General features: G+C 57.2%; 21 protein-coding genes and 1 tRNA gene. 8 read left to right on the top strand and 14 right to left on the bottom strand.

Annotation, left to right across the window (positions count from 1 at the left end):
* On the top strand, window positions 1-863 hold an 863-nt coding region (locus tag AKL27_RS06280; RefSeq protein ID WP_050461949.1), incomplete at its 5' end, for a glycosyltransferase N-terminal domain-containing protein.
* On the opposite strand, the gene AKL27_RS06275 is transcribed toward AKL27_RS06280, so the two are convergent.
* The gene (locus AKL27_RS06275; protein ID WP_050461923.1) at window positions 812-1711 is read right to left on the bottom strand and encodes a metal-dependent hydrolase; all 900 of its coding nucleotides are present in this window, start codon (window positions 1709-1711) and stop codon (window positions 812-814) included. The genes AKL27_RS06280 and AKL27_RS06275 overlap by 52 nt on opposite strands.
* 131 nt (window positions 1712-1842) lie before the next feature.
* Between AKL27_RS06275 and AKL27_RS06270 the strand changes: the two genes are divergently transcribed.
* Both AKL27_RS06270 and AKL27_RS06265 read left to right on the top strand, forming a co-directional pair.
* Window positions 1843-2442: a TetR/AcrR family transcriptional regulator gene (locus AKL27_RS06270; protein ID WP_050461948.1), complete on the top strand. Its 600-nt coding sequence runs from the start codon at window positions 1843-1845 to the stop codon at window positions 2440-2442.
* 97 nt (window positions 2443-2539) lie between these two features.
* Window positions 2540-4513: an acyltransferase family protein gene (locus tag AKL27_RS06265; protein WP_083438895.1), complete on the top strand. Its 1974-nt coding sequence runs from the start codon at window positions 2540-2542 to the stop codon at window positions 4511-4513.
* Window positions 4514-4596: 83 nt separating this feature from the next.
* Here AKL27_RS06265 and AKL27_RS06260 read toward each other — a convergent pair whose 3' ends face one another.
* Genes AKL27_RS06260 through AKL27_RS06250 form a run of 3 tightly spaced genes read right to left on the bottom strand, consistent with a single transcriptional unit; the run spans window position 4597 to window position 10413 of the window.
* Window positions 4597-6036 carry an efflux transporter outer membrane subunit gene (locus AKL27_RS06260; protein WP_050461922.1) on the bottom strand — a complete coding sequence of 480 codons (1440 nt, stop codon included), beginning with the start codon at window positions 6034-6036 and terminating at the stop codon, window positions 4597-4599.
* The gene (locus AKL27_RS06255) at window positions 6029-9181 is read right to left on the bottom strand and encodes an efflux RND transporter permease subunit (protein ID WP_050461921.1); all 3153 of its coding nucleotides are present in this window, start codon (window positions 9179-9181) and stop codon (window positions 6029-6031) included. The genes AKL27_RS06260 and AKL27_RS06255 overlap by 8 nt, the downstream gene beginning before the upstream one ends.
* Before the next feature lie 11 nt (window positions 9182-9192).
* Window positions 9193-10413 (bottom strand): efflux RND transporter periplasmic adaptor subunit, encoded by a 1221-nt coding sequence (locus AKL27_RS06250; RefSeq protein ID WP_050461920.1) that lies wholly within the window; start codon window positions 10411-10413, stop codon window positions 9193-9195.
* A gap of 309 nt (window positions 10414-10722) precedes the next feature.
* Here AKL27_RS06250 and AKL27_RS06245 point away from each other — a divergent pair, with 309 nt between their 5' ends.
* On the top strand, window positions 10723-11355 hold the full coding sequence (locus tag AKL27_RS06245; protein WP_050461919.1) for a TetR family transcriptional regulator: 633 nt from the start codon (window positions 10723-10725) through the stop codon (window positions 11353-11355).
* A gap of 82 nt (window positions 11356-11437) precedes the next feature.
* Here the strand turns inward: AKL27_RS06245 and AKL27_RS06240 are convergent, their stop codons facing one another.
* The 6 genes from AKL27_RS06240 to AKL27_RS06215 form a co-directional block, all read right to left on the bottom strand.
* Window positions 11438-12748 carry a TolC family outer membrane protein gene (locus AKL27_RS06240; protein ID WP_050461918.1) on the bottom strand — a complete coding sequence of 437 codons (1311 nt, stop codon included), beginning with the start codon at window positions 12746-12748 and terminating at the stop codon, window positions 11438-11440.
* Between the two features lie 114 nt (window positions 12749-12862).
* Window positions 12863-13186, bottom strand: a complete 324-nt coding sequence (locus AKL27_RS06235) for a rhodanese-like domain-containing protein (RefSeq protein WP_050461917.1) — start codon at window positions 13184-13186, stop codon at window positions 12863-12865.
* Between the two features lie 10 nt (window positions 13187-13196).
* Window positions 13197-13850 carry a protein-L-isoaspartate O-methyltransferase family protein gene (locus AKL27_RS06230; protein ID WP_050461916.1) on the bottom strand — a complete coding sequence of 218 codons (654 nt, stop codon included), beginning with the start codon at window positions 13848-13850 and terminating at the stop codon, window positions 13197-13199.
* A gap of 130 nt (window positions 13851-13980) precedes the next feature.
* Window positions 13981-17160: an efflux RND transporter permease subunit gene (locus AKL27_RS06225; RefSeq protein ID WP_050461915.1), complete on the bottom strand. Its 3180-nt coding sequence runs from the start codon at window positions 17158-17160 to the stop codon at window positions 13981-13983.
* Window positions 17161-17163: 3 nt separating this feature from the next.
* Window positions 17164-18378 carry an efflux RND transporter periplasmic adaptor subunit gene (locus AKL27_RS06220; RefSeq protein WP_050461914.1) on the bottom strand — a complete coding sequence of 405 codons (1215 nt, stop codon included), beginning with the start codon at window positions 18376-18378 and terminating at the stop codon, window positions 17164-17166.
* Between the two features lie 31 nt (window positions 18379-18409).
* A complete protein-coding gene (locus tag AKL27_RS06215) occupies window positions 18410-19045 on the bottom strand; it encodes a TetR/AcrR family transcriptional regulator (RefSeq protein WP_050461946.1) in 636 nt (211 codons plus the stop codon).
* Window positions 19046-19288: 243 nt separating this feature from the next.
* On the opposite strand from AKL27_RS06215, the gene AKL27_RS06210 reads away from it, so the two are divergent.
* From AKL27_RS06210 to recQ, 4 genes are all read left to right on the top strand, one after another.
* A complete protein-coding gene (locus tag AKL27_RS06210; RefSeq protein ID WP_083438894.1) occupies window positions 19289-19546 on the top strand; it encodes a YkgJ family cysteine cluster protein in 258 nt (85 codons plus the stop codon).
* A 138-nt stretch (window positions 19547-19684) separates the two neighbouring features.
* Window positions 19685-20533, top strand: coding sequence for an undecaprenyl-diphosphate phosphatase (locus tag AKL27_RS06205; protein ID WP_050461912.1), 849 nt, complete (start codon window positions 19685-19687; stop codon window positions 20531-20533).
* Window positions 20534-20634: 101 nt separating this feature from the next.
* Window positions 20635-21507 (top strand): undecaprenyl-diphosphate phosphatase, encoded by an 873-nt coding sequence (locus tag AKL27_RS06200; protein WP_050461911.1) that lies wholly within the window; start codon window positions 20635-20637, stop codon window positions 21505-21507.
* Window positions 21508-23346 (top strand): DNA helicase RecQ, encoded by a 1839-nt coding sequence (gene recQ, locus AKL27_RS06195; protein ID WP_050461910.1) that lies wholly within the window; start codon window positions 21508-21510, stop codon window positions 23344-23346.
* 71 nt (window positions 23347-23417) lie between these two features.
* Here recQ and trmB read toward each other — a convergent pair whose 3' ends face one another.
* The 4 genes from trmB to AKL27_RS06175 form a co-directional block, all read right to left on the bottom strand.
* A complete protein-coding gene (gene trmB, locus AKL27_RS06190; RefSeq protein ID WP_050461909.1) occupies window positions 23418-24128 on the bottom strand; it encodes a tRNA (guanosine(46)-N7)-methyltransferase TrmB in 711 nt (236 codons plus the stop codon).
* A gap of 80 nt (window positions 24129-24208) precedes the next feature.
* A tRNA-Gly gene (locus AKL27_RS06185) sits at window positions 24209-24282 on the bottom strand.
* Window positions 24283-24463: 181 nt separating this feature from the next.
* Complete coding sequence (locus AKL27_RS06180; RefSeq protein ID WP_050461908.1) at window positions 24464-24904, bottom strand: hypothetical protein; 441 nt, start codon at window positions 24902-24904, stop codon at window positions 24464-24466.
* Between the two features lie 406 nt (window positions 24905-25310).
* The gene (locus tag AKL27_RS06175) at window positions 25311-25790 is read right to left on the bottom strand and encodes a hypothetical protein (protein WP_332308330.1); all 480 of its coding nucleotides are present in this window, start codon (window positions 25788-25790) and stop codon (window positions 25311-25313) included.
* Window positions 25791-25841 lie beyond the last annotated feature (51 nt).

The raw sequence follows: 25841 nt of genomic DNA, 5'->3' as shown, positions 1-25841 counted from the left end.
AAGTCTGGCCCAATATGGTGGCGCAATGCGTACGCTATCGGGTGCCGGTGGTGCTGGCCAACGCCCGCTTGTCGGCGCGCTCGCTGCGACGCGGACAACGCTTCGGTGCCATCTTGCTGGAAGCTGCGGCCGCGATTGATTGTGTCGCGGCGCAGTCGGAAGCGGATGCCGATCGCCTGCGGCAATTCGGTGCACGAAAGGTGCACGTTACCGGCAGTCTCAAGTTTGACGTCGTGCCGCCGGCGCAGTTGGTGCAACGCGGTGTGCAATGGCGTGCCGGCATCGGCGAACGCCCGGTGCTGTTGTGTGCCAGCACCCGTGACGGCGAAGAAAAGCTGATTGTCGAAGCGTTGGCCGGTTTGCCGCAGCAGGACTGGCTGGTCGTGATTGTCCCGCGTCATCCGCAGCGGTTTGACGAGGTTGCCGCACTGATTGCGGCAAATGGGTTTGCCATGCAGCGGCGTTCCGTATTGGGTGATGCCGGGGTCGCAGCGGATACCCGGATTTTGCTGGGCGACACCATGGGTGAAATGTTTGCCTATTACGCCGCCTGCGATCTCGCTTTCATCGGCGGCAGCTTGTTGCCGCTGGGTGGACAAAATCTGATCGAGGCTTGTGCGGTAGGCAAGCCGGTCTTGTTTGGTCCGCACATGTTCAATTTCCAGATTGTCAGTGACGATGCGCTGGCGGCCGGCGCCGCCTTGCGTGTCAGCGATGCAGCATCAATGTTGACGACTGCAGCTGAGCTGCTTGGCAATCAGGCGGCGCTGCAAGGCATGGCGCACAAGGCGCAGGCATTTGCCTTGCAACATCAGGGCGCAACGGCGCGCACCATGGCATTGATTGCGCCTCTGTTGTCCTGAGTGGCAGGTCGGCGCACGGCTTCCCAGATGTATGCGTTCTTTGTCAGCCATTGTTCTGCCAATTCCCGGTTGTCATCATCATTGGGATGAAACCCTGGTTTGAAATAACGCAACAATGGCAAGGTGCAGCGCCAGAACATGCCATTTTTCCCCAATGCGAGGGTGCTCATCGACCACCATGTACGCAGCTTGAACAGGCTGCGGTCATGCCACAGGTTCAGCAGCGTCTGGGCGTTGCTTTCAACCACGAATAATAAAAACGCATACGCAAAACACAGGGCGCGTCTGGTGTAGCCACCGCCCAGTGTCTGGTACAGATCAAACGCCACCGCCTTGTGTTCGGTTTCTTCCGCCGCGTGCCAGCGCCACAGCATTTGCATTTTGGGTTCGGCATGGTCGAGCCAGTTGTCATAGCGCAACGTGCAGTCGGCGAATACTGCGGTGCAGTGTTCGTAGGCAGCGGTGAGGGCGATCATGGTGAGCGGGTGCATATTGTTGGCGCGCGCGGCATCGACGCGTTTTGTGGCCCAGTGCTGCCAGCGATTATCCAGCCCCTGCTTTTCCAGATGCACGTTGTACAGGCCGTGAATATGGCGATGCGTGGCTTCCTGCGCAATGAACTGCTGCACCGTGACTCTCAGCGAATTGTGTTCTGGGTTGTCGGGCAGCAACTCGAGGCCGGCGCGCACGGCATCAATGAAGGCTTGCTCGCCGACCGGAAAGCTCATCGACAAGGCATTGAAATACATGCTGCGGAAAGCATCGCCCCGATGCCAGTGACGCGGGAAGCCTTGCTTGAGGTCGATGCAGAGTTTGCGTGCGCACAAGTCGGATGGGGAAGTATTCATTTGCTGCTCACAGATTTGCCAGTAATATGAGCATTATTCATTTTCCATCCGCGTCCAACAACTCGCTTCAGGCTCAGGTTTTGACCATGCCCCCATCCAATCACAAAAATCGGCCGGACAGCGCAGCGAGCATGCGCAAGCAGCCCACGCAAGAGCGCGCACAGCGCACCATCGAGACCATTTTCGAGGCCACTGCTCAGATTATTGATGAAGCCGGTGAAACCGCGCTGACGACCAACAAGATCGCCCACAAGGCCGGTTTTTCAATCGGCACGCTGTATCAGTACTTCCCGACCAAGGAAGCGATCCTGATGGCGATGATCAATCGCAGCCGGCGCCAGGTGATGGACGATATGCACGAAATGCTGGCGCGGGCAGTGCGCGAGCAGAGCGATCCGCAACAAGTGATCCGTGAGCGTTTGCATGTGCTGGTGCAATCTTTTGGTTCCGGCGGCATGTTCAAGCGCTCGATGATTCGGATCGGATGGCGCATGGATCATCATGAAAACGTCATGCAAGCCCTGCGCGAGGGCGCCGAGCATATCGCCATGGCCCTGAGCCAGTTGAATTCGCCGCATATGCGCACGCCCGGTGCGGCAACCGTGTTTGTGCTGACGCGCGCGGTGATGGGGGTGATTCGCAGTGCGTCACTGGAAGAATCGCCCTTGCTGGGCACGCAGGAGCTCGAAGATGAGTTGTTTTTGCTGACGTGGGGTTTGTTGCGGGCTTGAGTGATGCCGGTCCGCTCACCAAGGGCGGGGCAGGGCTCGTCGCATTATCGTTGATAAATAGAAATATAATGCGTGTTTTGATTTTTGAGCCAGATTGATGTCATCCAGTATCAGCAGTACTTCCAGCCAGCCGTTGCCGGGTCATGCCGTCTACCGCCCCGACATTGACGGCATACGGGCGCTGGCGGTGCTTTCCGTGGTGGCATTTCACGCCTTTCCCGACCTGATCCGTGGCGGCTTCATCGGCGTCGACATTTTCTTTGTCATTTCCGGCTTCCTGATCAGCGGCATCTTGTTCAACGATCTGGCGCAGGGGCGCTTCAGCATTACCGATTTCTATATCCGTCGCGTCAAGCGCATTTTCCCGGCGCTGATTCTGGTGTTGCTTGCCTGTTTCGTGTTTGGCTGGTTCGCCCTGCTGGCCGATGAGTTCAAGCAATTGGGCAAGCACATGGCGGGCGGCGCCGGTTTCGTTTCCAATATCGTGTTGTGGAGCGAGGCCGGCTATTTCGATACCTCCGCCGAGACCAAACCCTTGCTGCATTTGTGGTCGTTGGGTGTGGAAGAACAGTTCTATTTCGTCTGGCCCCTGCTGTTGTGGCTGACCTGGAAATTGCGCATCAATCAGTTGTGGATGCTGGCAGCGATTGCATTGATCTCGTTCGTGATCAATGTGGCAACAGTGCATACGCATGGCGTTGCCGCATTCTATTTGCCGTTTTCGCGCTTCTGGGAATTGCTGTGCGGCGCATTGCTGGCCTATCTGACTTTCCATCAATCAAAACGCCTGCAACGATTTCGCCAGTCGCCGTTAGCCAATCTCGGTTCGATCATTGGACTGTTGCTGATCGTTGTCGCCATTTGCATCGTGACCAAAGAGGATGCCTTTCCCGGCTGGTGGGCCTTGTTGCCTGAGGTGGGTGCCATTCTCATGTTGGCCGCTGGTCCCACTGCCGTTTTCAACCGCAGGATATTGTCGAGCCGGGTGCTGGTCTGGTTCGGTTTGATCAGCTATCCGCTGTATTTGTGGCACTGGCCGTTGCTGGCGTTTGCCCGCGTCGTGGCGGGGCAGACCCCGCCGGCGGCAATCCGGATCGCCGCCGTGTTGATCAGTATCGTCTTGGCCTGGCTGACCTGGCGTCTGGTGGAGCGGCCGATACGCTTTGGCAGCAAGGGACGCCGCAGCGCGCTGGTGCTTTCGGTCGTCATGCTGTTCGTCGGCTATCTGGGTTACTACACGTATCAGCGCAATGGCATGGAGTTTCGCGACATGGGGCGGGTGGCCATGTTGTTCAATCCGGATGTCGCTCAGGTATCGGTGCTGAACAGCTTCGAATTGCCGCGCCCGTCATGTGCCGCGCTGACCGGTGTTGAGCATGAGCGGGATTGGTGCACGGCACCGGTTGCGCCGGTAATGGATCCGGCCTTGCTGTTGATCGGCGACAGTTTTTCGGGGGCTTATGCACCGATGTTCGCCAGGCTGCATCAGATGCACCCGGGTGCTGAGTATGCATTCCGACAGTTCGCCCGTGGTGCTTGTCCTTCCCTGCTGGAGTATGGCGCTCCTTACTGCCGCGAAATCAGCAGCAAGATCGCAGCCTATGTCGAACGGACGCCATCGATCAAGACAGTCGTGCTGGCAGCCAATTGGCCCGGTTACTACGTAGCGGACGGCGTCGCCATGGAGCAGGCACTGGTGCGTACCGTGGCGTTCTATCGCAAGCTCGGCAAGCGTGTTGTCGTCCTGCTGTCGCCACCCAATGGCGCCAATCCGAAAGCCTGCATCATGCGTGCGATCCGATTTTCAGATGCCGATTTTTGCAATCTTCCACTGGAGCGTGCCGACAAGTTTGATGACCACTACCGCGATCATTTGCTGCCGCAATTGCAGCGCCTCGGGGTTCCTGCATTCGATCCGTTTCCCTACCTGTGCGGCAAAGGCGGTTGCAAGGTGATTGATGGCCCGCGCATTTTGTATTTCGATGCCGGACATCTGAGCGTGTATGGCGCCGAGTTTGTGGCCGATCATGCTGACCGCGAGCTCAGCGATTTGCTGCTCGGAACGAAGTGAATTTGATCGTTGCGAATTGAAAGCAGCAGACACAAAAAAAGCGGACCACAATGTGGTCCGCTTTTTGATTGCAGAGACAGCACTTATTTCGTCGCTGGTTCTACGGTAGTTTCATTCAAGCCGCCACCCAATGAACGATACAGATCGATCGCATTATTGAGCCGCAATTGCCGTGCCTGAATCAGTGCCTGTTGCGCCGAGAACAGATCGCGCTGGGCATCGAGTTGATCAAGTGAACTGGAGATGCCGTTCTTGTAGCGCAGGTCGGTCAGGTTCAACCGCTCTTGTTGCGCCTTCAGAAATGCTTCCTGCGCTTCGATCTGCTCGTCCAGACTGCCACGTGCCACCAGTGCGTCCGCAACTTCACGGAACGCGGTCTGGATGGTTTTCTCGTAAGTCACGATGGCCATGTTCTTGCGCACTTCGGCCAGATCCAGATTGGCGCTGTTGCGACCGAAGTCGAAGATCGGCAGCGACAATTGCGGACCGAAAGACCAGGCGCCCGAACCGGATTCGAACAAGCCGGACAAGGTGCTGCTGGCAGTACCAAAGGTACCGGTCAGTGAGATGCGCGGGAAGAACGCTGCACGCGCCGCACCGATATTGGCATTGGAAGCCAGCAATTTCTGTTCGGCCGCACGGATGTCCGGACGACGGGTCAGCAGATCGGATGGCAAGCCGGCCGGAATATCAGTGACGATATTTTCTGCCGACAGATCTTGCGCCGGCGGCAGGTCGTTGATCTTCTTGCCGACCAGCAGCGTCAGTGCATTTTCAGCTTGCGCGCGCTGGCGGGCCAGCGTCGCTGCCGAAGTGCGGGCAGATTGAATCAGAGTTTCCGACAACCGCAGATCCAAGGCCGATGAGGCGCCGACATCAAAGCGTTTCTGCGCCAGACCAAGATTGGTTTGACGGCTTTCCACGGTTTGTTGTGCCAGCTTCAGTTGTTCAGCATACGAACGTTCGGCCAGATACGCCTGCGCCACTTGTGACACCAGACTGATCTGGGCCGACTGACGCGCTTCTTCCGTCGCCAGATAACTGGCCAGTGCCGCATCTTTCAGACTGCGGACACGACCGAAGAAATCCAGTTCAAACGCCGGAATCGACAGCCCGACCTGATAGGCATTGCTGACATACGGCGCGCCGGTAGCCGACTGGTTGGCCGGTATCCGGCTGCGCGACGCGCTGCCGGTTGCATTCAGATTCGGCAGCATGTCGGCACGCGTGATGTTGTACTGCGCGCGTGCTTCTTCGATATTCAGCGCTGCAGTACGCAAGTCACGATTGTTTTCCAATGCGGCAGAAATCAGACTTTGCAAACGCTGGTCCGGGAAGAACTGGCGCCAGCCCAGCGTGGCGGCATCCAGAGCTGCCTGGCCGCGGGCATCGGCCGGATAGCTGGATTCGACCGGCGCCTGCGGGCGCTCATAGGTCGGTGCCAGCGAACAACCGGACAACACACCCGCCACCAGCAAGGTTGCGCTCAACTGTTTCAAGCGCAGTGGTGAGAACTTAAACATTCTGATCCTCCACAACAATTTTTTGACCGGCAGCGTGCAACTTGCGTTGGCGCTCGCTGCCCTTGAACAACTTGCGCACCACGACGAAGAACACAGGCACCAGGAACACGGCCAGCACGGTTGCGGTAATCATCCCGCCCATGACGCCGGTACCGATCGCGCGTTGGCTGGCAGAGCCGGCGCCACTGGCGATGACCAGCGGCAACACACCCAGAATGAACGCCAGCGAGGTCATGATGATCGGCCGGAACCGCAAGTGCACCGCTTCCAGCGTCGCTTCAATCAAGCCCATGCCTTGTGCCTGCAAGTCTTTGGCAAACTCGATAATCAGAATCGCGTTTTTCGCTGACAAACCGACCACCGCAATCATCCCGACCTTGAAGTACACGTCGTTGGGCATGCCGCGCAAGGTCACACCGAGCAGCGCGCCGAGAATACCGAGCGGCACCACCAGCATCACTGACAGCGGAATCGAAGTGCTTTCATACAATGCCGCCAGCACCAGGAACACGGCGATCAGCGACAACGCATACAGGGCAGGTGCTTGCGAACCCGAGGTCTTTTCTTCCAGCGACTGGCCAGTCCATTCGAAACCGAAGCCAGGTGGCAGCTTGGCGACGAAACTTTCCATTTCGGCCATGGCTTCACCCGTACTGCGGCCCGGGGCTGCGCCACCGGCGAGTTTCATTGCCGGATAGCCGTTGTAGCGAATCAATTGCACCGGACCGGTATTCCACTTTGACGTCGTGAAGGCCGAGAACGGAACCATGGTGCCTTGCGTATTGCGCACATACAAACGGGCCAGATCTTCCGGTTGCAGACGGCGGTCGGCATCAGCCTGGACGATCACACGTTGCTGACGACCCTGATTCGGGAAGTCATTGACGTACGATGAGCCCAGCGCTGTCGACAACACGCTGTTGATGCCGGCAAATGTCAGGCCGAGTGCATTGGCCTTGTCGCGGTCGATATTGAGCACCAGTTGTGGCGCATCTTCCAGACCTTCCGGACGAACACCAGCCAGCACCTTGCTTTGTGCCGCCATGCCGAGGATCTGATTACGTGCCTGGACCAGCGCATCATGTCCGACACCGGCACGATCTTGCAGACGGAAGGTAAAGCCGGTGGCGTTACCCAGTTCCGGAATCGGCGGCGGATTCAGCGGGAAGACAATCGCATCCTTGATCTGCGAGAAGGCACCGAAGGCTTTACCGGCCACGGCATCTGCTGACTGATCCTTGCTGCGTTCTTTCCAGTCCTTCAGCGGCGTAAATACCAGACCGGCATTTTGACCGTTACCGGAGAAGCTGAAACCGGCAATCGACACCACGTGTTCCACGGCAGGATTGTTCAGGTAATAGTCTTCTACCTTCTTGATCACTTCCATGGTGCGGCTGGTGCTGGCACCGGCCGGCAACTGGATGTTGGTGATGATGTAACCCTGATCTTCGTTCGGCAAGAACGACGCTGGCAAGCGGACATACAACAAGCCGACGCAGGCCACGATCAATGCGTACACGATCATGTAGCGACCAGTCTTGGTCAGCATCTTGGCGATAAAGCCTTGATAGCCAGCGGCAGTCTTGTTGAAGCGACGGTTGAACCAACCGAAGAAACCGGTTTTTTCGTGATGATGCCCAGCTTCTACCGGCTTCAGAATGGTGGCGCACAGCGCTGGCGTCAGCGTGAAAGCCATCAATACCGAGAACACCATCGAGGCCACCATCGACAGCGAGAACTGACGATAGATCGCACCTACGGCACCGCCGAAGAACGCCATTGGAATAAACACCGCGATCAGCACCAGCGTGATACCGATCAGCGCGCCGGTGATCTGGCCCATCGCCTTGCGGGTAGCGTCACGTGGCGACAAACCTTCTTCGCTCATGATGCGTTCGACGTTTTCCACCACCACGATCGCATCATCGACCAGAATACCGATCGCCAGCACCATACCGAACATGGTCAGCACGTTGATCGAGAAACCGAACAGCAGCAAGGTGGCAAAGGTACCCATCAGCGCGACCGGAACCACAACGGTAGGGATCAGGGTATAGCGGATGTTTTGCAGGAACAGATACATCACCAGGAACACCAGCACGATCGCTTCGATCAGGGTCTTGACCACTTCTTCGATCGAGATCTTGACGAACTTGGAGGTATCGTAAGGGATGGTGTATTTGACGCCGGCCGGGAAGTACCTGGACAGTTCTTCCATCTTCTTGTGCACGGCGGTTGCTGTGCCGAGCGCATTTGCGGTTGGCGACAACTGCACACCGACGAACGAAGTCGGGCTGCCGTCGAGACGACCGGAAGTGGAGTACGACTGGCCGCCGACTTCAATCCGGGCGACGTCGCGCAGACGCACCGAGGAACCATCCTGATTGGCGCGCAGTACGATATTGCCGAACTGCTCGGTGCTGGTCAGCTGACCATTCACCACCACGGTAGCCGAAATCTGTTGCGTGCCCGGTGCTGGCAGATCGCCCAGCGTGCCACCGGCAACCAGCGCATTTTGGGCGCTGATGGCAGCGGTGACGTCCGCCGGAGTCAGATTCAGACCAACCAGTTTCAGCGGGTCGATCCAGATCCGCATGGCACGTTCGGTACCGAACAATTGCGCCTGGCCGACGCCGGGAACGCGCTTGATTTCATTGAGAACGTTACGCGACAGATAATCACCCAGCGCCACCGGATCCAGCTTGCCATCAGTTGAAGACAAGCCGATGAACATCAGGAAGTTGCTGCGTGATTTGGTGACCTGCACACCTTGTTGCGTCACCGCGGCCGGCAAACGTGCTTCCACCCGCTTGAGGCGGTTTTGCACATCGACGGCAGCGAGGTCGGCATTGGTTTCAGGCGAGAATGTAACAGTAATCTGAACCTGGCCGTTGGCCTGGCTTTGCGATTCGATGTATTGCAAACCATCGGCGCCGTTCATTTCCTGTTCGATCAGACTGGTGACGCTGTCGTCCAGCGTCTGTGCAGTCGCACCCGGATAAGTCGCCGTGACCACAATGGTCGGCGGCGCAATGCTTGGATATTGCGAAACGGGGAGGCTGATAATCGCCAGCGCCCCCGCCAGTATGATAAAGATTGCTAGCACCCACGCAAAAACGGGGCGATCAATAAAGAACTTTCCCATCTGACAGCCTCTTAGTTAGCTTTGTTGGCAGCGTCTTGCTTGGCATCCGCTTTTGGCGGAGTTGCTGCTGGCGCTTCCGTGCCGACTGGTCCCTTCCACTGGACCGGTTTGACAGGCGCACCTGGCTTGACCTTCTGCAGGCCTTCGACGATCACGCGGTCACCGCTCTTGAGGCCATCAGTGATGACCCAGCTGTTGCCTTGAGCAGCACCGGTCTTGACCGGGCGGATTGCAACTTTGTCGCCTTCGCCGACGACCATGACGGTGGAACCGTTGAGGTCACGGATGACTGCTTGTTGCGGCACGACGATGGCAGCATCGTTGATTGCCTGTTCCAGATGCGTGCGTACATACATGCCTGGCAACAAGGTGCGGTCCGGATTCGGGAACTCGGCGCGGATGCTGACGCTGCCAGTGGTTTCATCCACCGTGACATCCGAGAACAGCAGCTTGCCCGGTGTCGGGTAAGCGCGACCATCTTCGGTGACCAGCGTGATCTTGGCTTTGCCCTGACCGACACTCTTGAGCTGACCGCTGGACATGGCTTGCTGCAACTTCATCAGGTCCGCTGCCGATTGCGTCAGATTGACGTAGATCGGATCGAGTTGCTGAACGGTTGCCAGCGGCGTGGCGTCGCCCTGACCGACCAATGCACCTTCAGTGACCAACGCCCGTCCGATACGACCGGAAATCGGCGAGGTAACGGTGGCATAGCCGAGATTGAGGCTGGCAGTCTCACGCGCAGCTTTGGCAGAAGCCACATCGGCTTCCGCTTGCTTTTGTGTCGAGACGGCGTCGTCATACTCTTGCTTGCTGACGGCGTTGACTTCCACCAGCGGTTTGTAACGCTGTGCTTTCAGGGAGGCTTGCGTCAGATTGGCTTCAGCCTTGGCCAAAGCTGCCTGAGCGCTGTCGTAGGAGGCCTTGAACGGCGCCGGGTCTATGCGGAACAATACTTCCCCTGCCTTGACATCGCCGCCTTCGCGGAAGGTCCGCTTCAATACAATACCGGCCACGCGCGCACGCACTTGTGCAACGCGGGTCGCTTCGAGCCGGCCTGGCAATTCGCTGGTAACGGCGATGCGTTCAGGTGCGATGGTGACGATGGATACTTCGCTTGGGGGGGCTCCTGCTGCGCCTGCCTGGGCATTTGGTTTTTGACCGCAAGCGGCGAGGGCCGCCAGAACTGCAACGGTCAGGGTAAGGCGCGTGAAACGACTAACTGAGCTCATAAATATCTCGCACGGTAATTAAAGTTGATGCTGCAGAAGCAGCGGGTGATTCGCATTCAGTGAAGCGGACAAAGCAAGACGATAACGCAATTTTTGTTGCAGTGCAGAAGGTGGTACTGCTTAGGTTTTTTGAAGCGAAGACTTGAAACTGGTGCTATTATACATACATCCATGCATGTATGTATATGGAGTCGATATTCCAATAATTTAACTTACTTCTGGCGAAAATTCTGTTTTCAATATGTAATCCGCGACGCCGAGTGCTAACCAGACACAAATCCGGGGCGGGGCAATAGAAACGGCAGGTATATGGCAAGGTCAACCAAAGAAGAAGCTCTCGAAACCCGCGCACGCATTCTCGATGCTGCGGAGCGGGTGTTTCATGCACAAGGGGTGTCGCACACTTCACTCGCCGATGTCGCCAAAGCGGCAGATGTGACGCGTGGCGCCATTTATTGGCATTTCAAAAACAAGAGTGATTTGTTTGATGCCATGTGCGAGCGCGTGCGTTTGCCAATGGAAGCGATGATGGAGGAGTCGGCCGATGAACGCAATATCGACCCGCTTGGCCAGTTCATGCAGGTGGGTGTGTTTGTATTGAAGCGGGTGGCAACTGACCCGCAATGCCGCACCATCTTTGACATCATTTTCAATAAGTGCGAATTCGTCGATCACAACGATCCGATTCTGGTGCGTCAGCGTGAATGTCACATGCAAGGCATGATTTCCCTGCAGCAAACATTGGAAAACGCCATTGTCAGAGGGCAACTCCCGGCCACGCTCGATACCCGCATGGCATGTCTGCTGGTGCATGCAACCGTATCGGGCCTGATGAACGACTGGTTGTTTGCGCCCGACAGTTTCGATCTGGCGCAGGTCGCCGAGAAGATGTTGCAGGCCTGCATCCATTCGCTCAAAACGGCACCATCGCTACAAAAATAAATGCAGTATTTGCGCCAGCCGTGAAGGCTGACCGCAATCATGGCGCAAGCGAATCACAGCAAACCGCTGCGTCATGACGAGATTACGGCGTTGGCGGCACCAGCAGTTGATTGACCAGCGCCAGATCTTCTTCCTTCAGCGTCCCTGCTGCCGATTTCAGTTTCAATCCATTCATCAGCGTGTCATAGCGTGCCTTGGCCAGATCGCGGCGCGTCGAGAACAATTGTTGCTGCGCATTGAGTACATCGATGTTGATGCGCACCCCAACCTGATAGCCGAGGCGGTTCGATTCCAGTGACGACAAGCTGGAGATTTCCGCTGCTTCGTATGCCTTCACCTGCGACAAACCATTGCTCACGCCCAGATAGGCCTGGCGCGCATTGAGAATCGCCGTGCGCCGTGCACTCTCCAGATCGGAGCGCGCTTTGTCGGCCAGCGAGATGGATTCATTGACCTTGCTGTCGACGGCAAATCCCGAGAACAACGGAATATTCCATTGCACGCCAATCGAGTTGCTGGCCACAGAGTAGGTTTGCGTCGGACTTGCCGGGAAATTCTGATTATTGTAGTTGCGGCCCGCCACCAGATCCACCGTCGGATAGTGGCCGGCGCGGTTGCGCTTGATGTCGCGCTTGGCAATTTCCAGCGCAATCTGCTGCGCCACCACGCCGTAATTCTGTTGCTCGGCGCTGCTGACCCAGGTATCGATCTGCGCCGGTTGCGGCAAGCTCAGTTGTACATCCTTGCGCAATATCGAAAGTGCCGCCGGGGTCTGGCCGACAATTTGCTGCAATCTGTTTTGCGCCAGTTCGAGATCATTTTGCGCGGCGATTTCCTGTGCATTGGCCAGATCGTAACGCGCCTGCGCTTCATTGGTATCGGTAATGGTGGCCGTGCCGACTTCGAAATTGCGTTTGGCCGACGCCAGTTGCTCGGCAATCGCGACCTTGTTGGCGCGCACAAACGTCAGTACATCCTGCGTCGCCAGCACATCAAAATACGCCTGGCCGACGCGCAAGATCAAATCCTGCCGGGCCTGTTCAAACTGCACTTCGCTGCCGGCGACCTGCAGCTTGCTCTGTTGATAGGCTTCCCAGTTGGCGACCCGGAATAACGGCTGCGTCAGTTGCAGGCCATAAGTATGAGTCGAGTTGTTCATGCTGTCGCCGAGACGGCTGTAGGTACCGCCGACGTTGACTGACGGCAGCAAGCCGGCACGCCCCTGAATGCTTTTTTCTTCGCCTGCGGTCAGGGCATATCGTGCGCTGGCATAGACCGGGTCGTTTGCCAGCGCTTGCTGATACACCTGTATCAGATCGGCGGCATTGACCTGCGACGACAGGGCGCCGTACAGCGTACCTGCAATCAGCGTGACGAAAATGGCTTGACGCATAAAGCGGATTCTCCGGGAAGGGGACAACAGGGTGAGCAGTTCAGGCAAGCTGCGCCCGCATCGGCGCGGGTTTGGCTGGTCTGAAAAATGGCGGCGGCACAGCGCCGCCGTGGTTCAATAGGTCGGCATGCCGGGATCGACTTGCTGGGCCCAGGCATGCATGCCGCCAGTCAGATTGGTCACGTTGGAAAAGCCCTGGCGTTCGAGAAACGCGGCAACCTGCATGCTGCGCGCGCCGTGATGGCAGATACAGACCACCGGTTGCTCTTCGTCGAGTTCGGCGAAGCGGCCGGGGATCGTATTCATCGGCATCAGCTGTGCCGCTTCCAGCTTGCAGGTATCGTGTTCCCACGGCTCACGCACGTCCAGCAGCAAGGGCGACGGCCGTTCCGGGTCGGCAATCCAGGCTGCAAGTTCAGGGGCGGTGATGTGCTCCATGGGAATCCTTCTAGAATGTAAAGTGCGATGGTTCGGTGGCGGCGTGCAGCGGCGATGCCATCAGTTCGAATACCTTGACCGTGTCATAAACTTTATCGGCAGTGCGGGTGATCACCTGCAACGACATGACCGGCGCGGCGCCGATGATGGCCAGAATACGGCCGCCAATCTTGATTTGCGACAGGAACGAATCCGGCAGGAACGGCAGCGCGCCCGAGATCACGATGACGTCGTATTCCTGGTCGCCTTTCCAGCCCTGGGCGCCATTGCCGAGTACCACGTCAACATTGCTGATGCCGTAGGCCGACAGATTCTGTTCCGCCAGCGCCTTCAGTTCCGGATCGATTTCGACGGTCGTCACGTGACGCGCCTTGTGCGCCAGCAACGCCGCCATATAACCGGAGCCGGCGCCGATCTCGAGGACGTGTTCATGTTTCTTGACGGCAGCTTCCTGCAGGATGCGCGCTTCCACCTTCGGCGCCAGCATGTTTTCGCCACCGGGCAGCGGAATTTCGGTATCGAAGAATGCCAGGCCGCGGTGGGCGGCGGGCACGAACTCTTCGCGTCTGACCAGCGACAGCAGGTCCAGAACATCCTGGTCCAGCACATTCCAGGGACGGATTTGCTGTTCGATCATGTTGAAACGGGCTTGTTCGATATTCATGGCTTGGGCTCAATAACGACGGGAAAACAGCATTTTATCAAACGCAGCAGCTGCCAGGCGGGGCGAATCATGGCGCGTTGGCAATGCAGGCGTAACTTTTGCGCAAATGATGACATATTGTCAATCGTCATCATGTGGCATCCGGCTCATTTTGGTGGCCAAACCATTTTCGTTTGGCCCATGCAGCAAGATCATCCAGATAGGTATAGGCCACCGGCACCACGACCAGCGTCAGCAGCGAGGAGGTGATGATGCCGCCGATCACCGCTTGTCCCATCGGCGCGCGTTGTTCGGAACCTTCGGCGACGCCGAACGCCAGCGGCACCATCCCGAACACCATCGCCAGCGTCGTCATCAGGATCGGCCGCAAGCGCACATGTGCTGCTTCCAGCAGCGCCGCGCCGCGCTCCATGCCTTCCCTGCGGGCCTGATTGGCAAAGTCCACCAGCAGAATCGCATTCTTGGTCACCAGTCCCATCAGCATGATGAAGCCGATGATGGAAAACATGTTGAGCGTGGAGCGGAAAAACATCAGCGCCAGAAACACGCCGATCAGCGTCAGCGGCAGCGACGACATGATCGCAATCGGTTGCAGGAAGCTGGCGAACTGCGACGCCAGAATCATGTAGATGAAGACAATCGCCAGTCCCAGCGCGCCGAGGGCATAGCCGAAGGATTCATTCATGCTCTTGGTCGAACCGCCGATCTGATAACGATAGCCGGGCGGCCAGTTGATGCTGTCGAGCATGACCCGGATATCGGCATTGATCTGTCCCGCCGAGCGGCCGGCGGCGTTAGCTGACAGTTCGACTTCACGATTCAGGTCGCGGCGGTTGATCTGGTTGGCGCCGATGGTGGCCTTGATGTCCGCTACCTGGCGCAGCGGCACCATGCGTGGCGTACCGTCACTGTTGGTGATGGTGCTGGCCAGCATCAGGCGCGATAAATCTTCGGTGGTGTTGCGATCACTCGGCGCCAGCCGGACGTTGACATCATAGTTTTCATCATCCGGTGCGCGCCAGCTGCTGGCAGCTTCACCCGCCAGCAATGGCCGCAAGGCGCCGCCGATTTGCGCCACGCCAATACCCAAATCCGAACCGATGTCGCGCTTGGGCTCAATCGAAATGGTTGGTTTTTGCGCCTTGAGACTGGAATCCAGATCGACCACACCCAGAATCTTGCGCATTCTTGCCTGCACCTCGGCCGACAGGCGCGCCAGTTGATCCAGATCCGGTCCGAGCAGGCTGAAGCGCACTTGCTTGCTGTCGCCGCCGACGCCATCAAGCGAACCGACCTGCGTCACCGTAATGCCCGCCACCTGCTGCAATTTGGCCCGCAGTTGCGGTGCCAGTTCTGAAGTGCTCATCTTGCGCTGGTGGCGCGGTTTGAGGCGGATGAATACCGTTGCGTAATTCTTGCCTTGCGAATTGCCGGTATTGACGGTGCTGTAGGTATCCACGATTTCCGGGAATTGACGCAGGACGCCTTCCACCTGATGCACCTTGGTTTCCGTCAGTTCGAGCGAGGAGCCGACCGGGGTATAAAACGTCACGCCGGTTTCGGAGTAGTCGGCCTGCGGCACAAATTCAGAACCGATCAGGCCGCTGGCCGGCAATGCCAGCCCGCCGAAGAAGGTCAGCAGCGCAATGATCAGGGTCGCCACGCGGTGCTTCAGAGACCACTTCAACAGCACCTGATAACCATCCGACAGCCACTGCACCAGTTGTTCGAAATAATCCAGCACGCGGCCGATGCTGCGGGCGTACCAGCCGGTTTTCTTGCGCTGCTCGCCATGGATGTCCGGATCCGGCCAGATCGACGACAGCATCGGGTCCAGCGTGAACGAGACGAACATCGAAATCAATACCGCGGCGGTGACCGTAATGCCGAACTGATGGAAGAAGCGGCCGATGATGCCGCCCATGAAGCCGACCGGCAAGAACACCGCGACGATCGAGAAGGTCGTGGCCAGCACCGCCAGACCGATTTCTGCCGTGCCTTCCAGCGCCGCAACCTTGTGTGTCTTGAAGCGGCCGTTCACTTTCATACCGGCGTGCCGCACAATGTTTTCCCGCACCACGATGGCATCGTCGATCAGCAAGCCGACGCACAGCGACAGCGCCATCAGCGTAATCATGTTGATGGTGAAGCCGAAGATGTACATGAACAGGAAAGTGCCGATCAGCGCCACCGGCAAGGTCAGGCCGGTGATCACGGTCGAACGCCACGAATTGAGGAACAGGAACACGATCAGAATCGTCAGCGCCGCGCCTTCAATCAGCGTCTGGCGCACGTTTTCAACGCCGGTGCGGATTTGGCGCGAACCATCCTTGATCACTTGCAGACGCACACCCGGATACAGTTTTTGCAGGCTCGGCTCCATCTCCTTGATGGCTTGCCGCAAACCGTCCACCACATCAATCGTGTTCTGTCCTTGCGCTTTCAGAATGTCCAGTGCCAGCGTGCGCTGGCCGTTATACAGCGCCAGCGTTTCCTGTTCTTCCTGACCGTCCACCACGTTGGCGATCTGTCCCAGGGTTACCGGCTGGCCGCCGCGCCGCGCCACGATGATGCGTTTGAAGTCTTCCGGATTCTTGACGCGGCCCTGCACCTGCACCACTTTTTCGGTGTCGCTCATGCGAATGGCGCCGGTCGGCAATTCCTGATTTTCGTTCCTGATGGCGTTGATGACCTGATCAACACCGACTGCCAGGGCTTCCATCTCGCTCGGCTTGACGTAGATGTTGATCTCGCGCTTGACGCCGCCGACCAGGGTGACCGAACCCACGCCGCGCACATTTTCCAGGCGCTTCTTGATCACCTGATCGGCAATCGTGGTCAGCTCTCGCAATGAACGTGGCCGCGCATCCGGCGCATTGGTCACCGACAGGGAAAAGATCGGCATGTCGGCCGGATCGTAGCGCGTGATGCTGGGCTCCTTGACCTCCTTGCGGAACACCGATTTCACCAGCGCCACTTTTTCGCGCACGTCCTGCGCGCCTTGCGACGGATCGACCGTCAGGTTGAATTCCACGATCACCACCGACAAGCCTTCGTAGGAATGCGAAGTCAGGCTGTTGATGCCGTTGATGGTATTGACCGCTTCTTCAATCTTGCGCGTCACATCCGATTCAACGTTTTCGGGCGAAGCGCCGGGGTAACTGGTTTGCACCACCACCACCGGAAAGGTGATGTCGGGGAACTGGTCAACGCGCAGGCGCTGATACGAGAACAGGCCCAGCACTACGAAAGCCAGCATCATCATGGTGGCCAGGACCGGATTGCCGATACTGATACGGGTGAACCACATGGCTTACCCCTTGCTGGCTGGTTGTGCCGGCGGTGCTGCTGCCGGCGCACTTGTCGGCGCAGTAGCGGGAGATTTTGCCGCTGCGTTCACCGGTAATATGCGCACCGTGACGCCAGCGTTGAGCATACCCAGATTGGCTTTGACGATGCGCGCACCACTTTGCAAGCCGGCCACCACTTCCACCGCATTGCCATTCGCATTCATGCCACGCATGCCGGGTTGTATCTTGCGTCGTTGCAGCTTGCCGTTGTCGATGGCGTACACATAAGCACCATCGGCGTCGTTCTGGACCGCACTTTGGGGAACGCTGAGCACATCGCTTTTCCGTTGCAACGTCAGGCTGGCTTCGGCAAACATGCCGGCGCGCAGCAAGCCTTGCGGATTGGCGATGCGCACGTACACCATGATCGAGCGCGACCCGGACTGCGTGGCCGGGTTGATGCGCACCACTTGACCGTGCACGGCTTGCGGCAAACCTTCTGCATTGACTTCAACATCCTGACCCAGCTGCACTTTCAAAATGTCGGCGGTCGGTACCGGCGCTTCCAGTTCCATCTGGCGCAAATCAACCACTTCCAGCAACTTGTTGTCGGTAGAAATCTTTTCGCCGGGTTCAATCGTGCGGCTGCTGATCATGCCGTCAATCGGCGCTTTGATGACGGTATCGTTCAAGGCCTTTTGCGCCACATCGAGCGCGCCCTTGGCGCTGTCGACATTGGCTTTGGCGATGTCGAACTGGCTGGCGGCGTTGTCGAACGCATTGCGCGAGATGAAGCCCTTGTCCATCAGGACCTGATTGTTATTGCGCGTCTTGGTGGCGATGTCGAGCTGCCCCCGGGCGGCGACCAGGGCCCCCTTGGCCTGATCCAGCTTGGCCTGATATTCGCTGACATCCATCTTGATCAAGACCTGGCCGGCCTGCACGGTTTCACCGGCGCGCACCAGCACTGCGCGCACTTCACCATTGACCTTGGCCTTGACCGATACCTGATTCAACGCCCGCAGCGCGCCCGACATCGGCAGCACCTGACGCAATTCGCCCGGTTGCACTTCAATGATGTCGCTTGGCAGGAACTCCAATACCGACACCGGTGCAGTCACCACCGCCGGCGCGGCCGGCGCACGTCGTTTGGCTACCACGACCACCACGATGATGAGCAGCAACAGCAGTACCAGCGTGATGCGGGTGGAACGACGTTTCAGAAAAGGAGGCTTCATGGCGGTTGAGATAGTCTGCTCTTTATAAATTTTATTTGGATACCAGCAAGCCGTTCAGGCACAGGTCAATGAAGTTGCGTAAAAAATCCTGCGGCGAAATCAGGTCGATGCTGCAGGGCCCGAAGGACTCGCTCCACAGCATCAGCATCAATACCGGGGCGACGATCACTTTCTTCATCTGTTCCGGATTGATGCCGCGGAATTCTCCGCGCTGTATGCCGCGCTCCAGCATGCGCACGATCACGGCATCGCAACGGGTAATGACTTCTGCATGATAAAACTGCGCCAGTTCCGGGAAGTTACCGGATTCTGCCATCATCAATTTGGAAATACCGTTTAATTTTGTATCTGCCACCGCCGCCCACCAACCGAGGATCACATCGCGAAACAGATCGGCGCTGTTGCCCTGAAACTGATCTACCACGCCTTCGGCTTCTTCCAGCAGGGGCAACATATTGGTACGCACCACCGACTTGAACAGGCTTTCCTTGTTTTCGAAATACAAATACAGCGTGCCCTTGGAGACGCCGGCATGCCTGGCCACGTCTTCCAGCCGGGTAGCGGCAAAGCCGCGCTCGACAAACAAATCCAGCGCCGCCGCCAGCAATTCTTGCGGCCGCGCGTCTTTGCGGCGTTCCCATCGTGGTTCTTTGGCAGACTGTGACATGGGCGGGGCAGTACCGGAGCTGGCCGCAATCACTGGCAGGCCGCCGATAACGGGTTAATAACCGAGGAGTCAGCAATGTAAGTGGCAATTTGCAAGCCGTCAAGGATCAAAGAGAGGATGCACCGGCGTCTTGAGGCGTCTGATATCTCCGGTAGCTGGCGATGCAGGTAAAATGCGAGCCGTGCAGCAGGGCATTGATATGTCATGTTGCTTAACCGACATCACATATCCCCCATCTCATTTATGGATTGCCGCCCCCAATGCGGCGCATGCTGTACCGCGCCTTCGATTTCCAGTCCGATTCCGGGCATGCCGCACGGCAAGCCGGCGGGCGTGCCTTGTATACAGTTGATGGATGACTTGCGCTGCGCCATCTTTGGCCAGCCTGAGCGGCCGGCCTGTTGCTCGGGTTTGCAGGCGTCGGCGGAAATGTGCGGCAGTTCACGGCCGCAGGCGATTCAGTGGCTGGCGCAACTGGAATTGCTGACCGCGCCGCACTGACACCGCCGCAACTGACGGCGGGCGGCCGGTTTGGCGCCATATATTGCAAAAAGCTACATGGGAAACGCCGGCCCGGTAAAATACCGGCTTCGCTCGGCAATCACGTCGACTTTTGTTGAACCTCATCCCCTCCCCGGCATGGATACAATACTCGCTCTCAAAGCCCTGATCATGGGCATCGTCGAAGGTCTGACCGAATTCCTTCCGATTTCCTCGACCGGCCACCTGATTCTGGCCGGCAGCCTGCTCAATTTTGCCGGACCGGGTTTCTCCAAGGAAAAAGTCGATGTCTTTGAAATCGTGATCCAGGCCGGTGCCATTCTGGCGGTGTGCTGGGAATACCGGGTCCGCATCGCCGGCGTGCTCGGCGGTTTGTTTACCGACCGCAAGGCGCAGCGCCTGGTGATCAACCTGATCATCGCGTTCCTGCCGGCTGCCATTCTCGGCCTGTTGTTCAGCAAAAAGATCAAGGCCGTGCTGTTTGCACCGGTGCCGGTGGCCATCGCCTTCATCGTCGGCGGTCTGATCATTCTGTGGGTGGAACGTCGCAACAAAGGCCGCGTTGGTTTTACGCGCATCGATTCGGTAGATGACATGACCCCGCTGGACGCGCTCAAGGTTGGCTGCGCCCAGGCCTTTGCCCTGATTCCCGGCACCAGCCGTTCCGGCGCCACCATCATCGGCGGCATGATGTTCGGTCTGTCGCGCAAAGCAGCGACCGAGTTTTCCTTCTTTCTGGCGATTCCGACGCTGTTCGCGGCCACCATCTATTCGCTCTATAAAGAACGCGCATTGCTGACTGCCGCCGATGCGCCACTGTTCACCATCGGTACCGTCGCCGCCTTCGTTTCTGCGTTCCTGTGCGTGCGCTGGTTGCTGCGTTACATCAGCTCGCATGACTTCACCATCTTTGCCTGGTATCGCATCGTGTTCGGTCTGGTGATTCTGGCGACCGCCTATACCGGCACCGTGGCCTGGGTGGAATAAAACGGTCGCCACTGCAGCACGGCGGCAAGTGCTGCAGCAGTAATCGAAACGGTATCGAAGCAGGAATGACGTAGTAATGAAGTAGTTAAGCGGAGTGATCCATGGCAAATGTTTGCAGCGCCGGTCTCGATATCGGTTTCGCATCGCTCGATTATGTGCAGATCGGCATACTCGGCATCATTCAGGGCATCACCGAGTTGCTGCCGATTTCATCCACTGCGCATATGCGCATTGTGCCGGCGGTGCTGGGCTGGCATGATCCGGGTTCAGCGTTTTCCGCTGCGATGCAACTGGCGGCACTGGCCGCAGTGGTCAGTTACTTCTGGCGCGATGTCAGCGCCGTCACTACCGGCAGCATCGGTGCCTGGCAGCGACGTGACTTCCAGCATCCGATGTTCAGGCTGGCAGTAGCGATCGTGCTGGCGACGATACCGATCGGCATTGCCGGGCTGGCACTGTCGCATGTGCTCAACAGTTGCGGCTCGCCGTTGCGCAGTCTGTCGGTGATCGGTTATTCGTGCATCGCCATGGCGGTCTTGCTGGCGATTGCCGAGCTGGTGTGCAAGCACAAACGCACAGTGGGTGAAATGCGTTTGCGCGATGCCCTGATCGTCGGCATCGCTCAGGTGGGGGCGTTGATTCCGGGCGTATCGCGTTCCGGCTCCACGCTCACCGCGGCCTTGTTCCTGAATTTCAAGCGTGAAGAAGCAGCGCGCTTTTCCTTCTTGTTGGGTTTGCCGGCGATTGCCTTGGCCGGACTCAAGGAAATCTGGGTATTGCTGCACGCGCAGATTCCGGCGCATGCGTGGTCGTTGCTGCTGTTCGGCCTGGTGGTCGCCAGCGTATCGGCATTTTGTGCGATCTGGGGCTTGATGAAATTCCTGGAACGCTTCTCGACCTGGCCCTTCATTGTGTATCGGGCGCTGTTGGGTGTATTTCTTTTGGTTGCCGTCGGCAACGGATTCCTGCAATAAATGACAGTTACTGAACACAAGTCGCAAGACCAGCAAGCGCAGGCGCTGCACATTCTCGAAACGGTATTCGGCTATTCATCGTTTCGCGGGCAGCAGGCCGATATCGTGCATCACGTCGTACAGGGCGGCGACGCCCTGGTACTGATGCCGACTGGTGGCGGCAAGTCCCTGTGTTATCAGATTCCGGCACTGGTGCGCGACGGTCTCGGCGTGGTGGTGTCGCCGCTGATCGCGCTGATGCAGGATCAGGTCGACGCGCTGGCCGAAGTCGGCGTGCGCGCCGCCTTCCTCAATTCGACCCAGACCTTCGATGAATCGATGCAGATCGAGCGCCGTGTGCGCAGCGGCGATATCGATGTGTTGTATGTCGCGCCCGAACGCCTGATGACGCCGCGTTGCCTGGAACTGCTGCAAGCGGCGCGCATTTCGCTGTTCGCGATTGACGAGGCGCACTGCGTATCGCAATGGGGCCACGACTTCCGGCCTGAATACATCAAGCTGTCGGTGCTGCATGAACGCTTTCCCGATGTGCCGCGCATCGCGCTCACCGCCACCGCCGACCAGCAGACCCGCGAAGAAATCATTCATCGCCTGCAACTGGAGCAGGCGCGTCAATTCGTCTCCTCGTTCGACCGCCCCAACATCCGCTACCAGATCGTGGAAAAGGCCAACGGCCGCAAGCAATTGCTGGACTTCATCGAAAGCGAACACGCGGATGACGCTGGCATCGTGTATTGCCTGTCGCGCAAGAAGGTCGAAGAAATCGCCGACTTTCTCAATCAGAACGGCCTCAATGCCTTGCCGTATCACGCCGGCATGGAATACGCGAAACGCACGGCCAATCAGGCGCGCTTTCTGCGTGAAGAAAAAATCGTGATGGTGGCGACGATTGCATTCGGCATGGGGATCGATAAACCGGACGTGCGCTTCGTCGCCCATCTGGATTTGCCCAAGAGTATCGAAGGCTACTATCAGGAAACCGGCCGGGCCGGTCGCGACGGCGCCCCGGCCAATGCCTGGATGGCGTATGGCCTGCAAGACGTGGTGCAGCAGCGGCGCATGATTGCCGAATCGGAAGCCGACGATACCTTCAAGCGGGTGCTCGGCACCAAGCTCGATGCCATGCTCGGCCTGTGCGAAACCTTGCATTGCCGGCGCATGCGGTTGCTGGAATATTTCGGCGAACAAGCCAAGCCCTGCGGCAACTGCGATATCTGCATGACGCCGCCGGTGTCGTTCGACGCCACGGTCATGGTGCAAAAACTGTTGTCGGCGGTGTACCGGGTCGAGCAACGTTTTGCGCCGGGCCACGTGGTGGAAGTCTTGCGCGGCATCGATTCCGACAAGATCAAGCAATGGCGGCATGACCAGTTATCCGTATTCGGTATCGGCAGCGACCGCAGCGAAGCCGAATGGCGCGCCATCTTGCGCCAGACCATCGCACTCGGTTTGCTGACGGTTGATCATGAATCCTACAGCGCGCTGAAACTCACCGATGAAGCGCGGCCGGTATTGCGCGGCGAACAGAAAGTGCAGTTGCGGCAATACCAGAAACCGGTCAAGCAAAAACGCAGCTCATCCAGGAGCGGCTATGTGGAAACCGATTTGTCTGCCGCCGAACAGGTGTTGTTCGAAAAGCTGCGCTGGTGGCGCATGGAAACCGCGCGCAAACACAATGTGCCGGCCTACGTCATCTTCCACGACAGCACCATGCGCGAAATCGCCAAAGCCAACCCCGGCTCGCTCGACGACCTGCGCGGCGTGACCGGTGTCGGCGAAAAGAAACTGGAAACTTACGGTGCGGAAATCATTGCGCTGATGGCAGAATTGTCGGGCTGACAGTGCCTGTAGCGGACCGGGGCGCCTGAACTATATCAGTGCCCGGTCCCGCGTCGAACCTGAGATGCGCCTCAGGCTTGCTTGCTGAATACCAGATCCCACACGCCATGTCCCAGGCGCAGACCACGGTTTTCAAACTTGGTCACCGGCCGGTAATCGGGACGCGGCGCGTAACCCTCGGCAGTATTCTTGAGCGTCGGCTCGGCGCTCAACACTTCCAGCATTTGCTCGGCGTATTCCTGCCAGTCGGTAGCGCAATGCAGATAACCACCCGGTGCGATACGCGACGCCAGCAGACTGACCAGCGGTCCCTGAATCAGCCGGCGCTTGTTGTGCCGCGCCTTGTGCCACGGATCAGGGAAAAACACATGCGCGCCCGCCAGCGAATTCGGTGCAATCATGTGCGTCAGCACTTCCACGGCATCATGCTGGATGATGCGCTGGTTGGACAACTCCAGCTCACCGATCAGCTTGAGCAGACTGCCGACACCGGGCGTATGCACTTCCACGCCGATGAAATTCTTGTCCGGCATGCCCGCCGAAATTTTGGCGCTGGTCTCGCCCATGCCGAAACCGATTTCAAAAATGGTCGGCGCCGCACGGCCGAACGCCTGATCGAGATCCAGTGTTTCCTTGGCATAAGGAATCATGAACTTCGGCCCCAACTCTTCAATCGACCGCGCCTGCGCCCCCGACAAGCGACCGGCGCGCGTCACGAAACTGCGGATGCGATGCTCAGTCGGATCGTAAAAAAGCGGTTTGCCGGATTTGTTTTCTGACATGCAATGACTCGTGAAACGGTTGATTCGAAGGGCGCGCAATGAAATATGGGAATATTGACCAGATGCAGCCGCCGCCAAAGTGGAGCGGGTGAAGGGAATCGAACCCTCGTCGTAAGCTTGGGAAGCTTCTGCTCTGCCATTGAGCTACACCCGCGTTGGGTAGGGATTATACCGGGTTACGGGTGGTTATTTCTGACGTTGGAAATTGCTGGGGACATTACTGGTATGGTTGGAGTGAGATTTTTAACGTCAGCATTAACTAACTTAGCAGATGGGACAATCGAGATTGGATTTGAACCGCATAAGGGTAAAAAGTAAATTAGCCACATCTCAGTTTATGTTGAGTGAGATAAAAGACGAAGGAAATTTTGTCCATTCCCAATTCCAACAATTATCACCGAAGCCAATCCTAATTCAATAATTACCATAGTGACGACAATCTCCAAAAGAAGTCGCATATGGTGGTTCGACGCGTATTTAATTTTTTCATAGAGCGTCATGTTTTTGAAATTAGGATCCAAATTTTTCTTCCTTTTTTCAATATCGTTAAGAGCAGTCGCTAAAAATTCTGCGCTGTTCGCCCATGCTGCGGTTATGAAAATAGCGAGTAGGCCCCAGAATAAAAAATTCCCTACTGCATTGGAGAAGGAAATATGACTCCAATCTAATTTGCTCCCTGAGATGATGAGCATTGTTATGATCAAAATTTGAGGCGTCAAATTGCGTAAAAACTCCAAGTATTGCTTGCGCCCGTCAGTGAGAATATAGATTTTCATCGTTTCTTTCTTGTGAAATAGTAGTGCCACATATCATCGGAAAACCAAGAGAAAATTAACCATCCCTAAGAACAACGGAATAAGAGAAGGAAACTTTAGATTGTCCCAACCAATCGACTATCTCAAATGACCAGCACCAAAAAAATCGTTGGAATCGTATTGTCGAAGTCTAAATTAAACGTGAACTTGCTTCCCAATACAAAAGCGATTGCAAGTATGAAGGCTTGAGGAGTTAAATTCCTGATAAATTCGAGATAATACAGACGGTTAGCCTGTGAACTTATTGCACTGCGTTTGTTAGTATTTTTTTGATAGAAGTTTGCACTCTCCCATTCACTTTCACTTTACGTTTTCAGATTTCTGCTTGAGCTGGTGCACATAAATGGCGTCAGTCTCTGCTTTCGCATCAAGACGACCGCTCGGAAAAGCGTGCCACGTCCCGCTCCAGGTCTTCGTATTGAGCCGCACAAAATAACCGGCAAAGCTGATCAAGTTCCTGACGGAGTTCGATGTCGATCGTGGCTGTTTCTTGCACCATTTTTTCCTTGCCGAGGCCGAACATGCCTTTGTGGGGACGCATCCAAACGGCAGTGACCTGGAAACTGTTACCGAGATCGCTGCCGATCACCATGACCCACAACGCGCGTTCATCCTTTTCGTTCTGCAGCACCAGCGAGGGTAAAGGACCGTCCTGCGTCTCATCCCATGCACGCAATTGCTCCGCCCATGGGAAGGTATTGATGGCGTGCATGAAGCCGTCGAAATCGATCGCACCTTGCTGATCAAGTTGATCGTAGTCGTAGCCGGCTTTTTGTATGGCGTAGGTCAGCATGATGTCCGAAGGTAGTGGGTTGTATGGAATCAAATCGTTCTGTACCGGCAACATAACATATTCCCGGAGAGCGGCTTCTCGCTCATCCTTGCAAGCAAATTAGTT

This window comes from Herbaspirillum autotrophicum (assembly GCF_001189915.1).
In the GTDB taxonomy this organism is placed as follows: Bacteria; Pseudomonadota; Gammaproteobacteria; order Burkholderiales; family Burkholderiaceae_D; genus Herbaspirillum; species Herbaspirillum autotrophicum.
This window is presented reverse-complemented; position numbering and strand designations above follow the sequence as displayed.

Coding starts and splice junctions, on each gene's coding strand:
- AKL27_RS06275 (WP_050461923.1), bottom strand. CDS start 1,711: ATGAATACTTCCCCATCCGACTTGTGCGCACGCAAACTCTGCATCGAC.
- AKL27_RS06270 (WP_050461948.1), top strand. CDS start 1,843: ATGCGCAAGCAGCCCACGCAAGAGCGCGCACAGCGCACCATCGAGACC.
- AKL27_RS06265 (WP_083438895.1), top strand. CDS start 2,540: ATGTCATCCAGTATCAGCAGTACTTCCAGCCAGCCGTTGCCGGGTCAT.
- AKL27_RS06260 (WP_050461922.1), bottom strand. CDS start 6,036: ATGTTTAAGTTCTCACCACTGCGCTTGAAACAGTTGAGCGCAACCTTG.
- AKL27_RS06255 (WP_050461921.1), bottom strand. CDS start 9,181: ATGGGAAAGTTCTTTATTGATCGCCCCGTTTTTGCGTGGGTGCTAGCA.
- AKL27_RS06250 (WP_050461920.1), bottom strand. CDS start 10,413: ATGAGCTCAGTTAGTCGTTTCACGCGCCTTACCCTGACCGTTGCAGTT.
- AKL27_RS06245 (WP_050461919.1), top strand. CDS start 10,723: ATGGCAAGGTCAACCAAAGAAGAAGCTCTCGAAACCCGCGCACGCATT.
- AKL27_RS06240 (WP_050461918.1), bottom strand. CDS start 12,748: ATGCGTCAAGCCATTTTCGTCACGCTGATTGCAGGTACGCTGTACGGC.
- AKL27_RS06235 (WP_050461917.1), bottom strand. CDS start 13,186: ATGGAGCACATCACCGCCCCTGAACTTGCAGCCTGGATTGCCGACCCG.
- AKL27_RS06230 (WP_050461916.1), bottom strand. CDS start 13,850: ATGAATATCGAACAAGCCCGTTTCAACATGATCGAACAGCAAATCCGT.
- AKL27_RS06225 (WP_050461915.1), bottom strand. CDS start 17,160: ATGTGGTTCACCCGTATCAGTATCGGCAATCCGGTCCTGGCCACCATG.
- AKL27_RS06220 (WP_050461914.1), bottom strand. CDS start 18,378: ATGAAGCCTCCTTTTCTGAAACGTCGTTCCACCCGCATCACGCTGGTA.
- AKL27_RS06215 (WP_050461946.1), bottom strand. CDS start 19,045: ATGTCACAGTCTGCCAAAGAACCACGATGGGAACGCCGCAAAGACGCG.
- AKL27_RS06210 (WP_083438894.1), top strand. CDS start 19,289: ATGGATTGCCGCCCCCAATGCGGCGCATGCTGTACCGCGCCTTCGATT.
- AKL27_RS06205 (WP_050461912.1), top strand. CDS start 19,685: ATGGATACAATACTCGCTCTCAAAGCCCTGATCATGGGCATCGTCGAA.
- AKL27_RS06200 (WP_050461911.1), top strand. CDS start 20,635: ATGGCAAATGTTTGCAGCGCCGGTCTCGATATCGGTTTCGCATCGCTC.
- recQ (WP_050461910.1), top strand. CDS start 21,508: ATGACAGTTACTGAACACAAGTCGCAAGACCAGCAAGCGCAGGCGCTG.
- trmB (WP_050461909.1), bottom strand. CDS start 24,128: ATGTCAGAAAACAAATCCGGCAAACCGCTTTTTTACGATCCGACTGAG.
- AKL27_RS06180 (WP_050461908.1), bottom strand. CDS start 24,904: ATGAAAATCTATATTCTCACTGACGGGCGCAAGCAATACTTGGAGTTT.
- AKL27_RS06175 (WP_332308330.1), bottom strand. CDS start 25,790: ATGTTGCCGGTACAGAACGATTTGATTCCATACAACCCACTACCTTCG.